The organism is Desulforhabdus amnigena, from assembly GCF_027925305.1.
Taxonomy (GTDB): Bacteria; Desulfobacterota; Syntrophobacteria; order Syntrophobacterales; family Syntrophobacteraceae; genus Desulforhabdus; species Desulforhabdus amnigena.
On sequence record NZ_BSDR01000001.1, the window covers coordinates 2,273,301 to 2,292,088 of the forward strand.

Sequence of the window (18,788 nt, forward strand, 5' to 3'; positions counted from 1 at the left end):
TAAGAACCTATCCCCCCTACAGTTCTTTATATATCTCAACCTTGGCCTTGGAGCGCTCTTCCTCAATCCAGGACTGCCACAACATTCCCTGTTTCATCTGATACAGGCGCCTGCTGATGGAATCCCGTTCCTTCTCCAATCCCTCCTCAGAGGACTTCTTGCCCAACAACTGAACGACGGCATAACGGTTTCCCAGCGAGAGAGGCGCTTCGGGGAAAGGATTCGATTCTTCCATTTGGAATACCGAATTGAGAGCATTTCCCTGCAAAAGCAGTAAATCATTATCGGGCTCGCGGCGTGAGAACCAGTCGCTTTTCCTGACATCCATCTTCATCTCCCTGGCGGCTTGTTCCAGACTCTTGAGATTCTTCGCCGCCGAGAGCAGCTCCGAAGCTTTCGCCTTTGCCAGTTCACCCGCTTTCTCTTTCTTTAAATCCTCCTGAACGCGATCTTTCACTTTCTCCAGGGGCGGAACCTGGGGCCCTTGAACAGCCGTCACTTCAGCAACCAGATAGCCTTCGGGAGTTTCCAGAACATCACTGACTTCTTTTTCCCCCAGGGCAAAAATCTTTTTCATCAGGGCGGGATCCGCTTCCTTCAGGCCGGAAAGTGAATCGCTTTCACTCACCCACACTCCATTTCCCATCAGCTGCACCTTCTGTTCTTCAGCCGTTTTGCCGACGTCCTTCCGGGCATAAGCGACATCTTCGAAGGCCTGCGCCTTCTCGTAGGCAAGCTCCCGCGCTTTTTCCTCTTTCAAAGACTTCTCGATGGCGGCCCTTGCCTCTTCCAGAGATTCTGTCCTTTCGGGTCGAACATCCTCCACTTTGATGATGTGAAATCCATAGGGACTGCGCACCAAATCGCTTATTTGTCCCGGTTTCATGGCGAATGCCGCATCGGAGAAGGCGTCAACCATTTCATGGCGCTTGAAATACCCTAAATCCCCACCATTCTGAGCCGCCGATGGGTCCTGGGAATATTTCTTAGCCAACTCGCTAAAGTCCTTACCTTTTTTGACTTCATCCAGCACTTTCTGGGCTTCGGAACGGACCTTTGCAACCTCTGCCTCGGGAGCATTCTCCGTTACGATAAAAAGGATATGGCGTGCGTGCACTTCCGGTTCATGATGGTACTGATCCTTATTTTCTTCATATTTCTGCAGAATTTCATCGTTCGTGACCTGCACATTGGCCAGGTAATCGTCGGTTTTGAAGAGCACATAAGAAATCTGACGTTTCTCAGGATCTTTATACCGGTCCTGATGCTCCTTGAAATAGGTTTCTACGGCCTTTTCATCTATGGTAACCTGGTTTTCATAGGACTTGGGGTCCAGGATCACGTAATCCAACTGAATGGTACTGTGGTTGAACAGAAAATCGGAGCGGATTTCTCCTTCCGTCACAACGGCCTGACGCTTGATGAAAGATTCCAGCTTTCGAGTCGTCAGGTCTTCGGCCAGTTTCTGTTCAAAGGCTTCAGGGGTAAGACGGTTTTGCTGCAAAACCCGCACATAGAGGTTTTGATCAAACTTTCCATCTTTCTGGAAAACGGGATACTCGAGAACCTGGTCCTGGATCTCCCGCGTCGTGGCGGTCAGCCCCAATTCCTGTGCCGCTTTGGTAAGAACATAGCGGTTGATCAGCATGTCCAGGGCCTGCTTTTTAAGGTTGAACCGGCGAATCAGATCTTCGGAAAACGCATCCCCGAATTGGCGGCGATACACTTCGAGCAACTGATTGTAAGCCTGGTTATAGTCGTTGATGCTGATGTAATGATCATCGACACGAGCCATCTGGCTTGCTTTCTGCGAATTATAACTGTAGCCGCCCCAAAAGATGAAAACGATGACGATGAGGAAAAGAGCGACTTTGATCAGCCATGATGTTGCGTGCTTTCTGAAAAGATTGAGCATGACTCGGTTGTGCCTCCTTTTTTGGCTATCGGATTTCCAGGGGTTCCGTATGGCGTCTCATGAGCAAAATATACAGCACAGCACCCAGGAAGGGCAAAGTCGATACCGTCAGAAACCAGAGGATCTTTTTCCCGGGACTTGAAAAACGTCGCTTGGGAATGTCCACCAGGGCCCAGAAAGTGGGAACCAGGGGAATGGCGAAGATAAAGAGAAGAATCAAAATCTTTACAGGCATTTATCATCCTTCAGTCGCGTTTCGGCAAAACGGACACCAGCGAAATTTCCGCTTCAACTTCCCGATCCAACTCCACCAGGCAGTTGATGATCAAATCGAATTCTTCCTTATAGATTCTTTTGACCTCGAATTTGAGAGAATCTATAAACTTTTGCGCACGCCGCTGCAAGGATTTCTTGTAGCGTCCATAAAAGCGCAAACCCAGGAAAAGCTGCAGCAGGAGAAAGCTCCCCAAAGCCGCCAGACCGACGGGGCTGAAAATCGTCCGGGTCATGTGAGAAACCAGGTCAACCCATTGAGCCCATCCCGGGTCTTTCAGAATCCCACTCCAGGTTTCCCCCCCGAGCGACAGCAAAAATCCCAGAAAGACAAGAAAATAAACACCATACTGCATTGCGAGAAAGCCCCTGAATTTCTTTTTTTCATAACCCGATAAACGCATCTGCACATAACGATGCATGCGACCGGTCAAAACATCCCATCCCCCTTCTGCATTCACCTTTTCTTCCAGTTCGGAGGTAAAAGCCGCGGGGAGCCCGCGTCGAAGCAGTCGATTCGCCATGCGATCTTCCCACCTTTGCAGCTGGCGCCGCATGGGAGCAAGTGAACCTTCCTCCCGGAATAAGTCGGGCAGCCCGATGCCGGCGTTATTTCCCACGGCTTTCTTTTGCCACGCGCTCATCAAAAGGGCAATACCGTACCCCGGACCCACCAGGCAGGAGGCATCGGACAGCCATGAAAGCGCATGGGGTTTCAAGTCCTGCTCGATCCAGTGTTCCAGGCTTTCTTCGGCTGTCCGGATCCATTCAGAACGGCCTTCTTCCAGTTCCACAACCATCTCTTTGAGAGCCTGGCGGAATGATTCCAGGTAGAGGATCTCTTTTTCCAGGACGAGAAAAAATTGCTGTATCTCCACATCCAGGTTTGCAGCCTTGATGGCCAGGACTTCCTTGATGTCGCGTTGCTGAAATATCTGGTTCCGAAGAGCCGGAAACTGATTCCATGGACCGGAAGAACCGGATGCCGCAGCGTCGCGGACTGAAACGGCATAGATGAGTGGATGCGCGATCCCGTTTTCCGAAAGATGCTCTTGAAACCGCCCGGTCACTCTCACCAGGCTGTCGTAGCCGCCTTCGGACGTCTGATCCCCGAAAAACAGATCTACTTTATTGAGAATGAAATAGTAATTCTCATGGGCCTTGGGAACATCCCTGAGAAAGTCATAGAAGCGGCCGTCCGCGTATTTCTCGGGAGAGGTCACCCACAAGAGCACATCCAAATGTTCCAGAAAACTCAAAACATGCCGACGGTGCTCCCCCACCAGGCTGTCAAAATCGGGAAGATCACAGAGGATAATCTGTCGGACGGACCCGGCGTCATGCCGTATCTCGCTCCAGGGAACAGTGGTCTTTTGGAGGGCCGAAGGAAGCGGTACGGTTTCATGGCAGTAGATCAGCACCTGCTCCGTATGAGGGCGGCGGTGGCTCGTGGAGGCTATCTCCCGGCCGGCCAGGGCATTCATGAGGCTGGACTTCCCGACCCCCGTTCCGCCCAGGAGCCCAACCGTCAAAAAGCTCTCTCCCAGTACGTCAATTTTTTGGAGAAGTTTTTGGGAATCCCCGAGCAACGCCTGCCTCTCCGCAGGCTCCAGGGAGAGCAGGCTTCCCCGGTTCAACAATTCCTGAATTTGAGTGAGACCTGTTCGATACTCCTGAATGGGATCCCCCATCGCAAGACCTCTTAGATAAAAAAGCTCATGGGTTATGGCTCATGGCTCATGGCTCATGGCTCATGGGTTATGGGTTATGGGTTATGGGTTATGGTCTGAACCACGGAGACACGGAGGGCACGGAGAAAGACCTTCAAATGAAATCTCCGTATTCTCCGTGGTCAATGTGACAATGTCGCATTAAGAGCCTATCCGAAAACCTACCTCGGCAGCGGCCCCCCCCTTTAATTCCCCCCTCGAGGGGATTGGCGTCAGGTTAAGAATGTTTTCCTTCCATTCTGAAGACTTACATTTAAATGTGTCCATCAGTTAAATGAGGTCTTCAGAAGGAGGAAAAACAAATGAAGGACAGCCAATTGATTCCTGTTGAAAACATGGACATTAAACTCGATGACGCAACTCTTTTGCTCAAAGCCAAAGAAACTGGCTTCATGAAGCGCATCAGAAAGTTTAATCCATTCGATTTCATAAAGGCTCTCTGCCTTATGACTCTCTACAGCACAGTCAGTCTTGAAGTATTTGCCACAATTCTGGGGTTTGTTGCAGGCTCTTGCATCTCAAAGCAATCCCTCTGGGAGAGGATAACCCCCAAATGTGTTGCTTTTGTGCGCTCAGTGCTCATGTCACTCATGTTTAGAGCATCCAGCCTGGAACCTCTCACAGCCAAAGGGGCATTCAGTCGTTTCAAGAGGGTTCTCCTCCAGGACAGCACTACCATTAACCTGCCCGAGAGTCTGGTTCGTTTCTTCCCCGGCTCAGGTAATCAGACGGGAAAGGTGCAAGCAATCATGAAAATTCAAGTCATCCATGATTTGCTCTCGCAGACTTGCCTTCATTTTGGGTTAAGTGGTTTTAGAAGAAACGATCAGAAAGCCTCTGCCGATATTCTTAACTTTGCCAGGCCAGGGGATCTTGTCATCCGAGATCTTGGCTATTTCGTTCTCAACATATTTAGATTATTTACCCGTCAAGGAATCTACTTCCTTACTCCCTATCAGCATAATGTTAATTATTATACAGAAGATGGAGAAAGACTCGATCTCCTTAAACTTCTCAAAAAACATCCTATTGTGGATACCATGATTGTAGCAGGAGCTACGGAGAGACTGCCGGTTAGACTCGTAGCCTCCCCTGTGCCTGCAAACATTGCCCAGATAAGGCGAAGAAAGCTCCTCAAGAAGGACAGAAGGTCCAATCCTACGAAAGAGCAACTCGAACTCCTTGGATGGGATATATTCCTCAGCAATGTTGGGGAGGATATCTGGGATAGCCTGACTGCATGCAGAATCTATGGCATCCGTTGGAGAATAGAGATTCTCTTTAAAGCATGGAAGAGTCACTTCCACCTCAACTCTTTGCCCCAGAAGGGGAGCAAGAGCTATATCGAGCTTCTTGTCTACTCAAGGCTTGTCTTCATCACTCTCTTTCAGTCTTTCTTTGCAGAATTCAGCGCATATGCTTATGCCACTGAGGGCAAACATCTCAGTCTTTTGAAATTTGCTCAGTTTATCCAAGAACATATCTGGGCTCTTATCCTTTTATTCCACTCATCTCAGATGCCAAATCTTTTCCTTGAACAGCTACTCAGGCATTGTGCCTATGAATCACGTCATGAAAGGAAAAACTACCATGAAAAACTCTCTAATTTCTTAACCTGACGCCAATCCCCTCGAGGGGGGACCAAGGGGGGTGTCGCAAAGTTCACAGGTGGTTTCCGGATAGGTTCTAAGAATCCCCCCAAAGATCTTTCTCCAGATTCCGCAATCCCTGTATCGTTTCATCTGAAGTCATAAGGGATTCCAGGCAACCCGCGTAGCGCTCTTTTTGCCGGCGGACCACGGAGATCAAGCCCTCCTGATATCTTTTTCCCAATTCACGGGCGATCTTCTGGAGCTCCCGGTAGGCAAACAGTTCCACAGCCCCTTTCGTTACGAAAGGGGCAATGGCGGAATCCAAAACGGCTTCCATGATGCTGATCCCTCCCCCGATGGCGGTTTCGAGAGCGAGGATCAGCCCTCCCCAGAGGATGGATGTGGAATATATCCCCCATTCCTTGCTCTTGGGAATCCCCCGGGCCAGATCCTGGAAAGTGCGTTCCAGCCAGCCGACGAGTTCATCCTGCTCTTCCTCGACCGCTTTTCCGATCTCCTCGTCCGTCAGAGCGACGCCCTCCGCCCGAAGGTGTTCGAAAAGAGGCGCTGTCGGATCGGCAGGCGAAAGCTTTTCCAGCACGGACCGGTTGAAATTCTCTATGGCTGCGTGGATCGGCAGCAGGTCGATTCTCCCGCGAATCCTCGCCAGCGCCTCTTCGCGCGATTCCTGAGCCCGCTCGCCCACGATCCCCAGGAAGCGAAGGGGCATACGAATGATGTCGGAAATGAAGCGGCGGGGTTTCCTCAACAAGTCGTACTCGGCAAACGTATCACGAACCTGCCGCTGAAGGTATGCCCGGGTCTCTTCATTGAGATGCTCCTCCTGTTTTTCATGAAGGACCCGGCACGCCGACCGGAAGAAAACATCCAACCGGTCCAGCCATCCCTGGGCTGCAAGCCTTTCATTCTTCAGGTGATCGAGCAGAAGCCGGAATTCTTCTTTCCCCTTCTCCCGGTCTCTTTTTCTTTCCTCCCGGAGAAGATTCAATCCGTTCTGCCTGGAGAGTGCCTGGAAAAATACTCTCCGGAATTCGGAGAACCCCGGCTCTTCGAGAATCTTCGCCGATATATCGGAACGCAGATAGGGCAAGACATGGAATCGATCCCCGGACAGTTCGACGCCCTGCTCCCGGAAAACTGCCAGTACATCCCCGGGAATGGAGTCCTCCTGTGCTTTGTTGAGGAGAAGGAAATAAGATTTTGCATCCTTCCGGATGCGTCCCAGGAATTGAAATGGAACATCATCCGCATACTTTTCCTGGCTTGTCACGAACACGACCACATGAGCCAGGAGATAGAGTTCCTCCACCATACGGCGGTTTTGCAGCTCCAGGCTGTCCAGATCGGGAGTATCTACAAGGACAAGATGCGCAAGATCCTCTCTCGAGTGTTCAGCGATCAGCAACCTGCCGGCGGAGCCCGTCGAAGCGGCGGCACCGGCAGGACCCTGCCGAACCCTTCGGATTTCCATGGAATCGAAGGGAAACCCTTTCTCTATGAGCGCATCTCGATGAACATACGCGATGGGGCCATACGTCTTGGGCCTTTCCACCCCCGTTTCACTCAGATGCTTTCCACAGATGGCGTTGAAGAGAGTGGATTTCCCCGTGCCGGTTCCCCCGATGAAAACCACCCAGACCACCCCTGTGGAGCTCTTGTAATGGAAGGCTGCGGCCTTCCGGGGAATTTCCTTCACCAACCGCAGGACTTCCCCTGCGGAAGGAGTCAATCCGGGGCATTGCACCTTATCCCAGAGTGACGGACCGGGAGAGATCGTTGTACGCATTTTGGATTCCAGCGATTTATCGAGTGACGGCATCGGCTTCACTTCGCGGGTTTGCCCTCAAATCCTCGGGCAGGGTTTTGGAAAGGGGCTGATAGAGGGAAAAGAGCCAGTCTCCCCTGGAAGTTCTCAAAAGCCACCTGGAGAGCAAAGCGCCTGGAAATCTCTTCTGCTCCTCGACTTCATCCAGACTGAGGAAATGTTTCTGCAGGCGAAACCATCGTTTGTAGAGCAGGTGAATCGCCGTGGAGGTGATCACCACCCTCAGGGGGGTGAACCTGCGAATGCCGGGAACACGAACAGCATAAGCGGGGCCCGTCCAAACCAATCTTTCCTTGTTCCCCTTCTGCTCTTCCCAGAAAGTATTCCATGAAAAGGGCAAGAATCGAGACATCGCCCATGGCGTATCCTTGGCGAAAAAGCACTTGATTCTGAAGAACACGGCGGAAAAGAGCATTCGCAACGTCCGGAAGATCAGAGGCATCACCAGCAGGATGATGCCGAGACACACCAAGGTGAGGAAAAAGCTCAAGACGGGGTGAGCCAGACAAAGGTATGCAAAACCGACGGCCCCGACATCCTCCCCAAGGCTGATCAGGATATTGGAGAAGGGTTCCGGGCTCGTGTTGACGATCAGGCGGGTCCCGGCCTTCGTAATGTGAGCGGCGGAAGCCAGACTCGCGCCCAGCATGAAAACGATTACTTCCAGGGCGGGAGAAGCCTCCCCCACCTGCATCACCGCCAGCATAGCCCCTCCCAGGGGGCGAATCAGGGTATGAATGGAATCCCACAGGGTATCCAGCCCGGGAATCTTGTCGGCGAAAAATTCAAGCAGATAGAGAAACACCGCAATGAATATCACCACATCGTTGCCGAGCACGCTCAGTTCCGGCGGAAGCCCATGGACGAGATTGAATTTACTGCAGAAACCCACCACGGCGACCGTCGCATAGAGGTTGATCCCAGAAATAAAAGAGAGTCCGAAAAGCGAACCGAGTTTTGCAATGATTTCCATTTTAACTCCCATGACCGGAACGGTCATAACGAAAAATGAAAAAGGCAAAGAGATGCAAGCCAATATGGAAAGCAGAAAACGCTCTTGAAAAGCGATGTTATCATGAGCCATGAACCATGAGCCATGAGCCTTTTTTCATATAAATTTCCTATAAATTGGATTTATCTGTCATAAATATGAAATTTTGCCTGTTCTGGCAAGGCTTGGAAGAGTGCAAATCGCAGTTTGACATGTTTTACAATCGTATAATATAGGAGAAGGGTTCAAATCGTAACCGTTCACCGCACAGAGCGCGCAGGCCGCGGAGAAAAATGGCGGTGAACGGAATACTCAAAAATTACAGACAGGTAAAGCGAGAAGCGTGGCGAAAATATTCATAGCGGACATACAACCCAGTCAGGAAGTGGCCACTTCATTTGTCCTCACTGACAAGCAAATCCGGACGGCGCGCAACGGGACGAACTTTCTTACCCTGAAGCTCGTCGACAGGACGGGAGAAATCACCGGACGCGTTTGGGAAAAAGCCGATGAGGTCGCCAGGACCATCAGCACCGGGAGCGCCGTTTTTGTCAATGGCCGCAGTGAAACATTCCGCGATGAACTGCAGCTCCAGGTGCAGCAGATTTTCCCCATTCCCGCGACGGAAGTGGATCCTGCGGATTTTCTGCCCGTATGCCCCGTGGACCCTGAAATCCTCCTGGAGAAGCTCAAGAAAATCGTCGGCAAGATCAAGAGGCGTTCCCTCGTTCAGCTCATGCGCCAGATCTTGAGGGACCGTGAACTCATGGAACGCTTCAAACTCGCCCCCGCGGCCAAGTCCATGCACCACGCCTATCTCGGCGGCCTGCTGGAACACACGGCCGCCGTAGCGGAACTTGCCTCCCGCATCAGTGAACACTATCCCGGTCTCGACCGGGACCTTTTGATTGTCGGCGCAATCCTCCACGATATCGGAAAAATCGAAGAGTTCGTCTACGACCTGAGCATCGATTATTCTCACTCGGGGCGTTTACTGGGGCATATGATCCTGGGGGTTCAAATCCTGGAAGAAAAGCTTTCCACCCTGAAGAATTTTCCCGGAGAGGAAGCGTTGCTGCTCAAGCACCTGATCCTGAGTCACCACGGAGACGCGCAATTCGGAGCGGTGAAGCTGCCCATGACGCGCGAAGCCTTTGTCCTCCATTTTGCCGACGACCTGGACGCAAAAATGAACACCCTGACTCGAATCATGGAAGATTGTAAAAACGGGGACGAAACCTGGACCGCTTACCAGCCCCTCTTCGACCGCTTCTTTTTTCGCGGACTGCCTTCGAACGAGGGGGAAACGCCCATGAGCTGTCCGGAATCCGAAGAGGAAAAAGGCGTGCAGTTGAGCATCTGGCCTCAAGAGAGGAGGAATCCGAGTTGAGGGACCCCATCGACTCCATCGACAACACCGGTGCCGATACCGTGTCGCGCCCGCGAAAGCCGTCATTTCCCTTGAAAGTATTTCTATGTCGTTAGAAGACATCCCCGGCCAACCTCGCACGAAGCGTTTCCTCAAGCGGCTTTTACGAAGCGGCAATGTGCCTCATGCCCTGCTTTTCAGCGGAATGGCGGGAATCGGCAAAACCGCCATGGCCCGGGAACTGGCCAAGCTCCTCAACTGCCATCGTCCGCGGGAGTGGGACTGCTGCGACGAATGCCCTTCCTGCCGCAAATTGAACGCAGGCCATCACCCCGACCTGATATGGGTGAGCCGCGAGGGAACGTTCATAAAAATCGAACAAATCCGGGATATTCAGGGACGCCTGCGTTTTCGCCCCTTCGAAGGCAAGTGGCGCGTTATCGTCCTGCAAAACGCCCAGGACCTCAAGGAAGAGGCGGCGAATTCCCTTCTGAAGCTCCTGGAAGAACCTCCGAAGCAAAACGTCTTCATACTGACGGCCATCGAACCCCAGATGCTCCTGCCCACCCTCGTATCCCGCTGCTGCCATGTCCGTTTCCAGCCTCTTGAAGAAGCATGGATCGCACAACACCTTGTCACCACCCTTCAAATCCCCCCGCCTCGCGCCGCGGAACTGGCGCGCCTCTCGGACGGCAGCCTGGACCGGGCGCAGTGGCTCGCCGAAGAAAACCGCCTGGACCGTTGGAATGAAATACTGGAAAGGATTCAAAAACTTGAAACGCTCCCCATGATGGATTTTTTTTCGCTCATGAACCAGTGGGTCCAAAAAACAGATGACTTGGAGCAGGACATGGAATGGATTAAACTTTGGTTGCGGGACCTTATTTGTTCCCGCCTGATGAGTGATCATCATCCCATCTTCCAAACGCATGAGACGTTTCATCGCAGAATCGGAAGTGTTAAGGTGAATTTTCTTTTTACATTATACGATCAGATCGAGCAAGCCGTTCAGCACCTTCGTCAAAACGCCAACAAACAGCTTACGCTGGAAGGTGTGTGCTTAGCCATTAGGGATGGTTTATATGGACAAGGTCATCGGAATTCGTTTTCGCCAGGGGGGCAAAATCTATCATTTTGACCCGGGCGACTTTACATTCAAGCGGGACGACTACGTCATCGTCCACACGGAACAGGGCATGGGATTGGGAAGGGTTGTGGAGGGCCCTTTCCCCAGGGACCCTCGAGTACACCCCGCCGAAATCAAGAAGGTGGACCGGCCGGCCACCGATGAGGAAATTCAGACACACCTGAGCAACACGGAGGTCGAAAGGGACGCTAAGAACTACTGCCTGGAAAGGATCGCCGCCCACAACCTGGCCATGAACCTGGTGGATGTGGAGTATTTTTTCGACGGCAGCCGAATCATCTTCTACTTCACGGCAGAAGGACGTGTCGATTTCCGTGAACTTTTGAAGGACTTGGTGCGCAGGTTGAGGACGCGCGTGGAGCTCCGCCAGATCGGAATCCGAAACCAGGCCAAGATGGTCGGAGGGCTGGGAAACTGCGGCAGGCCGCTCTGCTGCTCCTCTTTTCTGAAAAATTTCCATGCCGTTTCCATAAAAATGGCCAAAGAACAGAATCTGAGCCTCAACCCCGCCAAGATTTCAGGAGCCTGCGGGCGCCTCATGTGCTGCCTGCAGTATGAATACGATACTTATAGAGAATACAAGAAGGACATGCCGAAACTTGGCAAGAAGATAGAGCTTCCCGAGGGGCGGGGCAAAGTGATCCGTCAGAATGTCATGGACAGGACCGTGACCGTCCTCCTGGAAGACGGGCGGGAAATCGAGAAAAAACTGGACAATCCGGAGAAATAAAATTCGGATGAAGAGTGGCTGTTTCAAAGCAGCGCGTCTTGTCATCCATAGCTTACAAAAGAATGAAAGGATAAGGATGGAGCGTTTTTATGTCTCAACCCCCATTTACTACGTCAATGCGGAACCGCATATCGGCCATGCCTATACCACTATTGTCGCGGATGTCATGAATCGTTTTCACAAGCTGCTGGGGTACAAGACGTTTTTCCTCACGGGAACGGACGAGCACGGCGACAAAATCGCCCAGGCGGCGCAGGATTCGGGCACGGACCCCAAGAGCTATGCCGACCGCATCAGTCAACTCTTCCGGGAGACCTGGCCGAAGCTCAACATCAGCAACGACCACTTCATCCGCACAACCGATCCCGAACACATTCAAGTCGTGCAAAACATCCTGCAGAAGGTGTACGATTCCGGGGACATCTATTTCAGCACCTATAAAGGGCTCTACTGCGTCGGGTGCGAACGCTTCTACACCGAAAAGGAACTGGTGGACGGAAAATGCCCGGACCACGACAAGGAACCCATCGAACGGGAAGAAGCCAACTACTTTTTTCGCATGAGCAAATACCAGGACTGGCTGATTCAGCACATCGAATCCCACCCCGATTTCATCCGGCCCGAACGCTACAGGAACGAAGTGCTGGCATTCCTGAGGGAACCCCTTGAAGACCTGTGTATTTCGAGACCCAAGGAGCGCCTGAGCTGGGGAATCCCCCTGCCCTTCGACGACCGGTACGTCACTTACGTCTGGTTTGACGCCCTCATCAATTACGTCTCGGCGCTGAACTACCCGGACGGCCCCCTCTTCCATGAATTCTGGCCGGTGGTGCAGCATACCATTGCCAAGGATATCCTCAAACCCCACGGCATCTACTGGCCCACCATGATCAAGGCGGCGGGGTTTGCCCCCTACCAACATTTAAATGTCCACGGCTACTGGAAAACGAGCGAAGGCAAAATGAGCAAAAGCCGGGGAACGGTGGTGCGGCCCCTCGATCTCGTTCCCATCTACGGTCTGGACGCCTTCCGCTATTTTCTCATGCGGGAAATGGTCTTCGGGCTGGATTCCAACTTCAGCGAAGAAGCCCTGGTGCAGCGCCTCAATGCGGACCTGGCCAATGACCTGGGGAACCTCTACAGCCGTACGCTCGCCATGACGGCCAAATACTTCGAGGGTAAAATCCCCCCCTTCGGAGCAGAACCCGACGATATGGACCGGGCTCTCATGGCACAGGTGGAAAACGCGACCAAACAGTTTGTCGAGGAGATCCCCAAGCTCGGATATCACAAAGCCCTCATGGCCATCTGGGAATGCATCAGCGCCGCCAACAAGTACATCGACCACGTCGGCCCCTGGAACCTGGCAAAAGATCCGCAACAGCACTCACACCTGCAGACCGTCATCAGGATCCTGCTGGAACTGAACAAGACCGTGGCCGTGCTCATCTCCCCCTTCATGCCCGAAACATCGGAAAAAATGCTCGAACGCCTGGGAATTCCCAAAAAGGCCCTGGACCTGAGGCTCAAAGACGATGCCGCGTGGGGAACACTCCAGGAGGGGAACCCGGTCCAAAAGGGTGAATCCCTCTTTCCCCGCGTGGAACTGAAGGAACACAAAGGGGAAAAGCCCGCCGGAGAGCAACCGAAGCAACCGTCGAAGAAGCAGCCGCCCGTAAAGGAATCCCGGGAAAAAGAAGAAGAAAAACCGGAGAATATTTCCTTTGACGCTTTCAAACAGGTGGACCTGCGTGTGGGGCTCGTGAAGGAGGCCGAAAGAATCCCCAAATCCAAGAAGCTCCTGCGCCTCATCGTGGATATCGGGGAAGAGCGGCAGGTGGTGGCGGGTATAGCCGAAACGCACGCGCCTGAAGATCTCGTCGGCAAGCAGGTCGTCATCGTGGCCAACCTGCAGCCCGCTAAACTCATGGGCGTGGAATCCCACGGCATGGTGCTCGCCGTCCGCGACGGGGAATCCCTTCACCTGCTCACACCGGAAAAGCCCGTCACCCCGGGCCGGAGGATTTCATAGACGGGACTTGAAAGAGATATTTTAAAGCCAAAGGTCGTTTTGAAGCCGTCCGGTCACATTTCTAACGGTGATTTACCCCTCGAGGGAGACGGTTTTATATGAAAAAAGGCTCATGGTTCATAGCTCATGGCTCATGATAACATCGCTTTTCAAGAGCGTTTCCCGCTTTCCACATTGGCTTGCATCTCTTTGCCTTTTTCGTTTTTCGTTGTGACCGTTCCGGTCATGGGAGTTAATGACAATTCCCTCTCGAGGGAACAGACGCCAAGTTAAGCATAAAGTTGCTCGATTGAGGGTTCAAGTTCCCCCTTGAGGGGGGCAAGGGGGGTGTAGTTCTCAACACATTCCCCTTAATCCCCTTCGAGGGGAGAATTATTACCTACTTTAACCATCTTCAGACGCTCAGCCCCCTCGCCTCCAGCGGGCCCCAAAAAAACCGTCCAGTCCATGGCGATGCGGCCAGGATTTGAAAAAATCCCCCTCCACCATGGCGCCGCAGGATTCGGGAAGAAAATTCCCCGCCGGTTCCACGTTCCATCCCGGATGGCCGTCGGCGAAATAGCCGGCCACGCCCTCGTCCTCTTCCGCGAAGAAGGTGCAGGTGGCGTAGACCAGGACTCCGCCCTTTTTGACAAAAGAGGACGCCTGATCCAGAAGTTTTTTCTGCAACTGGGAAAAACGGTAGGGGTCCTTGAGATGACGACGCCACTTGATGTCGGGTTTCCGTCGCAGGGCGCCAAATCCGCTGCAGGGGGCATCGAGCAAAACCCGGTCGAACTCTCCGGTCTTCCCAGGGTTGAGCTCCAGCACATCGTTCGCCAGTATCTTGACGATACCCACCCCCTGCCGCTCAGCGTTCCGGCGCAGCTCCTCCAATTTCCATGCAGACTGGTCGACGGCCAGGATTTCGCCCTCATTTTTCATGAGAATGCCAAGGTGCGTGGATTTTCCTCCGAAACCGGAACAAAGATCCAGCACACGTTCCCCCGGCCGGGGAGAAACCAGCAGGGAAACCAGTTGGGATGCTTCGTCCTGCACCTGGACCCAGCCTTCCTGAAAAAGGGGAAGACGGGAAATGTCCTGCCGAAAGCCGGAGACTCGAACGGCATGAGGAAGCAACGGAGAAGGATCGGCTTCGATGCCCCTTCCCCGCAGCGCCTGAATCACCTCGGACGTTGAAGTCCTCAGAGTGTTGACCCTCAGGGCCATGGGCGCAATGGCATTGTTGGCCAGGCAGAGCGCACGGGTTTCTTCCGGCCCCAGTTCCTTTAGGCATTTCTGCACAAACCAGAGGGGATGAGAAGTCGTGACGGCCAGAAAGGCGGCGGGGTCTTTTTCCTCCGGGGGCCAGTTCCATGCGTTCTCACGGCGGAGCGCTTCCCGAAGGAGGGCGTTCACAAACCCCACCAGGTGAGGCGGCTGTGTGGCCTTGGCGAGCTTTACGGTCTCGTTGACCGCCGCATGGGGCGGAATGCGATCGAGCAGGAGGATCTGATAGAGCGCCAGACGCAGGAGGATGCGGACTTCCGGATCGATTTTTTTGGGTTTGATCTTGCTGAGCTGATCGATGTGCCAGTCCAGGCGTCCCTGCCACCTGAGAACCCCGTACACCAGCTCGGTCAGGAGGGCGCGGTCCCGCTCGTCCAGGCGGGAATGACGCTCCAGCATGGCCCGGATCAAGCGGTCCGGGTGGGAAACCTTCCGGTTCAAATGGAGCAGAACCTGGTAAGCCAGGCTTCTGGAGCTGATCATGATTCCGCCCGCCTCATGGAAACGACCTCCTGGAGCACCGCCTCCACCCGCTCGACAGCCACCTGGGTGTTGAAGCAGGGCCCGTGGGGGCGCTCGTTGAAAATGCCGTAGACGGGCAGAGGCGTCGTATCCTGAATGCCGCTCGTCAAATCGCGCTCACAGGCCACGGCGATGATCAAATCGGGGCGTTTCTCGAGGACAATCTGGCGCGCCCTGGTGCCCCCCGTGGCCACGGCGAGATCCACACCGTACTTTGCGGAGAGTTCCAGCAGGTCCTTGATGGGACATTTCCCGCATCGCTTGCAGTTTTGAACCCGGTAGGTGATTTTAACCGGGCAGTTGCTGTTCTGCAGGCAGTGGGGCATGAGGAGAAGGATTCTTTGAGGGGCGTGCCCATTGCGGCATTGAGCCATGACGATTTCATTGTTCACCGCCACAAAGGCATGCTGCACTTCTTCCCGCTTGAGTCCCACCAGCTTCCCCACCACCACGAGCACCGGAAGCATGAATTTGGCTGTAAAGCTCCTCAGCTTCTTGGAAAAGGGCACGTCATGCCCCAGCAGGGTCACGGCAATGAGGAGGGATACGCCAACCAGGGTCAGGATGCCCAGCACCCCGAGGAGCGATGCCATGAACCATACAAATTGCGAATGAAAGCGGTTCAGCCCGTAATAGGGCACGAGATAAACAAGGGAAAGAGTCAATAAAATCAGAATACCCGTCAGCCCCATGAGACCGACGAGGGTGATTTTTGCGGGCTGCTTGAGAGGCGCAACACGATCTTCCGAACTATGTTTCTCCAAGGGCATTTTACCTGAATGTCAAGTTTGTGGTTTGGGCCTGCTGCATGCCCGATCTAATAGCCTATCCCAAAACCCCCTGTGGACTTTGCGCCCCCCCCTTGGTCCCCCCTCGAGGGGGGAATTGAAGGGGGGTGTCCGCTGCCGAGGTAGGTTTTGGGATAGGCTCTAAGTACCTGAGCACATATTTTTTGGCATTTTCATACCGTCATACCGGCGTAAGCCGGTATCCAGAGAATTTGCCGTGAGGCTGGATTCCGGCTAAAAGCATGCCGGAATGACATAATCAATAAGGATCGAGAATGTTAAATAACTTCTGATCAGGTGCTTAAATACTGGTCTTCATAATTGCGCAGCCGTTTACCCATACGTTTTCGTAGGAGCGGCATCCTGCCGCGACAAGGTGTGCGGCTGCCGATTCCTATTCCTATCACGGCTGGAAGCCGTTCCTACAAAGAAATGGCTGCGTATTTACGATCCTCGATACTTAATCTCTGCCGCTCACCCTTCCACCGCTTCCCTCACCGTATCAATCGAAACGGGACCCCGGCGGCATGGGGCGGCCCCGAAGAAACTCTTCTGCGGCCATACGGCGCTGCCCTTCCCATTGGAGCTCTCCAATGGACACAGCCTTTCGGTCTCCACCCAGAACGACCAAGCCGTTTTCCATGAATCCCACCACTTCTCCGGCCTCGCCCTCCCCTTTCCAGTTCAAAAGAGAGGCATGGAAACACTTCACCCGCTTTCCGCCGTAAAAACCGTAAGCGCCGGGCCAGGGATCGAAGGCTCGAATGGTATTGACAATCCGGTGAGCCGGTGCGTTCCAGGAAATGCGCCATTCCCCCTTGGCAAGAGGCGGAGCGTTCGTGGCCAGTCGATCATCCTGCGGCTGGGGCCGCAGTTCACCCGCTTTCCATTTTCTGAGCGTTTCGCAAAGCAATTCCGCACCCAGCAGGGCGAGCTTGTCGTGCAACACCCCCAGCGTATCTTCGGGCAGAATGGGGATCTCTTTTTGAGCCAGCACAGGGCCTGTGTCCATGCCCGCATCCAGAAGCATGATGCTCACTCCCGTCACCGTATCCCCTGCAAGAATGGACCTCTGGATGGGCGCGGCTCCGCGATACCTGGGCAGAAGCGAGGCATGGACGTTCAGCGCCCCCAGGGGATGCCCATCCAGAAACGGCTGGGGCAATATCTGACCGTAAGCCACAACGGCGGCACATTCGGCTTCAAAAGAAAGAATGTGTTCGAGAACTCCTTCCGCCCTGATTTTCGCCGGTTGATAGACAGGGATTTCGAGCTTCTCTGCCAACAATTTGACAGGAGGCGGAGTCAGCTTTTTCCCGCGCCCGCTGGGCCGGTCCGGCTGAGTCACCACCAGGCGCACATCGGCCCCGGCATCATGGAGTTGCTTCAAAGACGGAACGGCGAAATCGGGAGTACCCATAAAAATGAGAGTGGGAAGCTCGGGGTTTGTCATTTTTTTGGCTTTCTCCACCGCACTAGGCTTCCTTCTCTTTCAACCTTTTTTTCCATTTTCTCTTGAAAATATCCCGTGCGATGAGACCGATCCGGTCGATGAAGAGCTTCCCCTCCAAGTGATCGATCTCGTGCTGCAGGGCGATAGCCAGGAGCCCTCCGGCCTGGATTTCCACGGGCTTTCCATCGGGGTCCATCCCCCGCACGACGACCTCTTCATAGCGTTTTACCTTGGAATAAAATTCGGGCACGCTCAGACACCCTTCTTCGTAGGTTGTTTCGCCCCGGCCGCTCACGATTTCCGGGTTTACGAGGACAATCAGCCCGTGCTCATATTCAGGCTTCTGAAGATCTATCATGACCAGCCGGAGCAGCTTTCCCACCTGGTTGGCGGCCAAGCCGATGCCCGGAGCGTCATACATGGTCTCGGCCATGTCATCGATGAGTTTTCGAATCTCCCGATCCACCGTTTCAACCCGTCGCGCCTTCTCGCGCAGCACGGGATTGGGATAGGTACAAATTTCCAGTAAAGCCATTTAAAACCCCTTCATATTTTGGACAACCCGACACCCCTCTTGCGGGAAAATTTTCTAAAGATTCAAATTCCTGAAGGTTTAAGAAACTATCTCAAAACGGTCTGAATACCCTTGATCGTCATTCCGGTGAAAACCGGAATCCAGGCATTCCCGATAGATCTGGACCCTGGATTCCGCCAGGGTGACGGTTTGAGCGAATTTTGAGATAGCTTCTAAATTCCCCCCTCGAGGGGGGACAAGGGGAGTGTAAATTTTTCAAAATGAGAATCGCCCCGCTGAAATGCTTGCATATTTTTAGTGAACAACGATCCATTTTAAACATTAGGGATATTCTTTTCAACCAGTATTCGGGTGCAGGAAGATAGTCCCCTGACAACCGAACTCACCGGCACACGCGCATCACACACCCCGGTACAGGCAGTTGTACATTGATTCTTATGATCGAGATCGATCACAAGGCAACATGAAAACCACCGCCGTTTGCGAGGTACCGAAGCGCAAACGGGTAATTTTCATATACTCTCTATAGCCCCGGCCGCTTCGACTACTTGAACAAAATGGACAAAGTCCGCTTTAGAGATCGTCAAATCGACACC

The 18,788-nt window shown here is 53.3% G+C and carries 14 protein-coding genes; 5 read left to right on the top strand and 9 right to left on the bottom strand.

Annotated elements, in window-relative coordinates; genetic code table 11:
• Positions 1-16: 16 nt before the first annotated feature.
• The 3 genes from QMG16_RS09740 to QMG16_RS09750 are packed head-to-tail and all read right to left on the bottom strand — an operon-like array spanning position 17 to position 3,879.
• Positions 17-1,915 carry a SurA N-terminal domain-containing protein gene (locus QMG16_RS09740; RefSeq protein WP_281793831.1) on the bottom strand — a complete coding sequence of 633 codons (1,899 nt, stop codon included), beginning with the start codon at positions 1,913-1,915 and terminating at the stop codon, positions 17-19.
• A 25-nt stretch (positions 1,916-1,940) separates the two neighbouring features.
• On the bottom strand, positions 1,941-2,150 hold the full coding sequence (locus tag QMG16_RS09745; RefSeq protein ID WP_281793833.1) for a PLDc N-terminal domain-containing protein: 210 nt from the start codon (positions 2,148-2,150) through the stop codon (positions 1,941-1,943).
• A 10-nt stretch (positions 2,151-2,160) separates the two neighbouring features.
• Positions 2,161-3,879, bottom strand: a complete 1,719-nt coding sequence (locus QMG16_RS09750) for a GTPase (RefSeq protein ID WP_281793835.1) — start codon at positions 3,877-3,879, stop codon at positions 2,161-2,163.
• A 356-nt stretch (positions 3,880-4,235) separates the two neighbouring features.
• Here QMG16_RS09750 and QMG16_RS09755 point away from each other — a divergent pair, with 356 nt between their 5' ends.
• Positions 4,236-5,537 (top strand): IS4 family transposase, encoded by a 1,302-nt coding sequence (locus QMG16_RS09755; RefSeq protein ID WP_281793340.1) that lies wholly within the window; start codon positions 4,236-4,238, stop codon positions 5,535-5,537.
• 67 nt (positions 5,538-5,604) lie between these two features.
• Here QMG16_RS09755 and QMG16_RS09760 read toward each other — a convergent pair whose 3' ends face one another.
• Both QMG16_RS09760 and QMG16_RS09765 read right to left on the bottom strand, forming a co-directional pair.
• Positions 5,605-7,317: a GTPase domain-containing protein gene (locus QMG16_RS09760; protein WP_281793837.1), complete on the bottom strand. Its 1,713-nt coding sequence runs from the start codon at positions 7,315-7,317 to the stop codon at positions 5,605-5,607.
• 16 nt (positions 7,318-7,333) lie between these two features.
• Complete coding sequence (locus QMG16_RS09765; RefSeq protein ID WP_281793838.1) at positions 7,334-8,329, bottom strand: DUF4126 domain-containing protein; 996 nt, start codon at positions 8,327-8,329, stop codon at positions 7,334-7,336.
• A 361-nt stretch (positions 8,330-8,690) separates the two neighbouring features.
• Between QMG16_RS09765 and QMG16_RS09770 the strand changes: the two genes are divergently transcribed.
• From QMG16_RS09770 to metG, 4 genes are all read left to right on the top strand, one after another.
• A complete protein-coding gene (locus QMG16_RS09770; RefSeq protein ID WP_281793840.1) occupies positions 8,691-9,737 on the top strand; it encodes a CRISPR-associated endonuclease Cas3'' in 1,047 nt (348 codons plus the stop codon).
• An 85-nt stretch (positions 9,738-9,822) separates the two neighbouring features.
• Positions 9,823-10,854, top strand: a complete 1,032-nt coding sequence (gene holB, locus QMG16_RS09775) for a DNA polymerase III subunit delta' (RefSeq protein ID WP_281793842.1) — start codon at positions 9,823-9,825, stop codon at positions 10,852-10,854.
• Complete coding sequence (locus QMG16_RS09780; RefSeq protein ID WP_281793844.1) at positions 10,799-11,593, top strand: PSP1 domain-containing protein; 795 nt, start codon at positions 10,799-10,801, stop codon at positions 11,591-11,593. Before holB ends, QMG16_RS09780 begins: the two co-directional genes overlap by 56 nt.
• Positions 11,594-11,669: 76 nt before the next feature.
• Positions 11,670-13,625 carry a methionine--tRNA ligase gene (gene metG / locus QMG16_RS09785; RefSeq protein ID WP_281793846.1) on the top strand — a complete coding sequence of 652 codons (1,956 nt, stop codon included), beginning with the start codon at positions 11,670-11,672 and terminating at the stop codon, positions 13,623-13,625.
• Positions 13,626-14,027: 402 nt separating this feature from the next.
• Here the strand turns inward: metG and rsmB are convergent, their stop codons facing one another.
• The 4 genes from rsmB to def all read right to left on the bottom strand — a co-directional run bounded on the left by rsmB (position 14,028) and on the right by def (position 18,192).
• Positions 14,028-15,377 carry a 16S rRNA (cytosine(967)-C(5))-methyltransferase RsmB gene (rsmB, locus tag QMG16_RS09790; RefSeq protein WP_281793847.1) on the bottom strand — a complete coding sequence of 450 codons (1,350 nt, stop codon included), beginning with the start codon at positions 15,375-15,377 and terminating at the stop codon, positions 14,028-14,030.
• Positions 15,374-16,180 (bottom strand): DUF116 domain-containing protein, encoded by an 807-nt coding sequence (locus QMG16_RS09795; RefSeq protein WP_281793848.1) that lies wholly within the window; start codon positions 16,178-16,180, stop codon positions 15,374-15,376. The genes rsmB and QMG16_RS09795 overlap by 4 nt, the downstream gene beginning before the upstream one ends.
• Positions 16,181-16,706: 526 nt before the next feature.
• Positions 16,707-17,657 (bottom strand): methionyl-tRNA formyltransferase, encoded by a 951-nt coding sequence (fmt, locus tag QMG16_RS09800; RefSeq protein ID WP_281793849.1) that lies wholly within the window; start codon positions 17,655-17,657, stop codon positions 16,707-16,709.
• A 22-nt stretch (positions 17,658-17,679) separates the two neighbouring features.
• Entirely contained in the window at positions 17,680-18,192 is a 513-nt protein-coding gene (def, locus tag QMG16_RS09805) for a peptide deformylase (RefSeq protein WP_281793850.1), read from the bottom strand.
• Between the last annotated feature and the right edge of the window lie 596 nt (positions 18,193-18,788).

Bases quoted from the DNA above. Each gene is read 5' to 3' on its own strand.
- QMG16_RS09750 (WP_281793835.1), bottom strand. From the start codon at position 3,879: ATGGGGGATCCCATTCAGGAGTATCGAACAGGTCTCACTCAAATTCAG.
- QMG16_RS09745 (WP_281793833.1), bottom strand. From the start codon at position 2,150: ATGCCTGTAAAGATTTTGATTCTTCTCTTTATCTTCGCCATTCCCCTG.
- metG (WP_281793846.1), top strand. From the start codon at position 11,670: ATGGAGCGTTTTTATGTCTCAACCCCCATTTACTACGTCAATGCGGAA.
- fmt (WP_281793849.1), bottom strand. From the start codon at position 17,657: ATGACAAACCCCGAGCTTCCCACTCTCATTTTTATGGGTACTCCCGAT.
- QMG16_RS09760 (WP_281793837.1), bottom strand. From the start codon at position 7,317: ATGCGTACAACGATCTCTCCCGGTCCGTCACTCTGGGATAAGGTGCAA.
- rsmB (WP_281793847.1), bottom strand. From the start codon at position 15,377: ATGATCAGCTCCAGAAGCCTGGCTTACCAGGTTCTGCTCCATTTGAAC.
- def (WP_281793850.1), bottom strand. From the start codon at position 18,192: ATGGCTTTACTGGAAATTTGTACCTATCCCAATCCCGTGCTGCGCGAG.
- QMG16_RS09765 (WP_281793838.1), bottom strand. From the start codon at position 8,329: ATGGAAATCATTGCAAAACTCGGTTCGCTTTTCGGACTCTCTTTTATT.
- QMG16_RS09740 (WP_281793831.1), bottom strand. From the start codon at position 1,915: ATGCTCAATCTTTTCAGAAAGCACGCAACATCATGGCTGATCAAAGTC.
- QMG16_RS09780 (WP_281793844.1), top strand. From the start codon at position 10,799: ATGGACAAGGTCATCGGAATTCGTTTTCGCCAGGGGGGCAAAATCTAT.
- holB (WP_281793842.1), top strand. From the start codon at position 9,823: ATGTCGTTAGAAGACATCCCCGGCCAACCTCGCACGAAGCGTTTCCTC.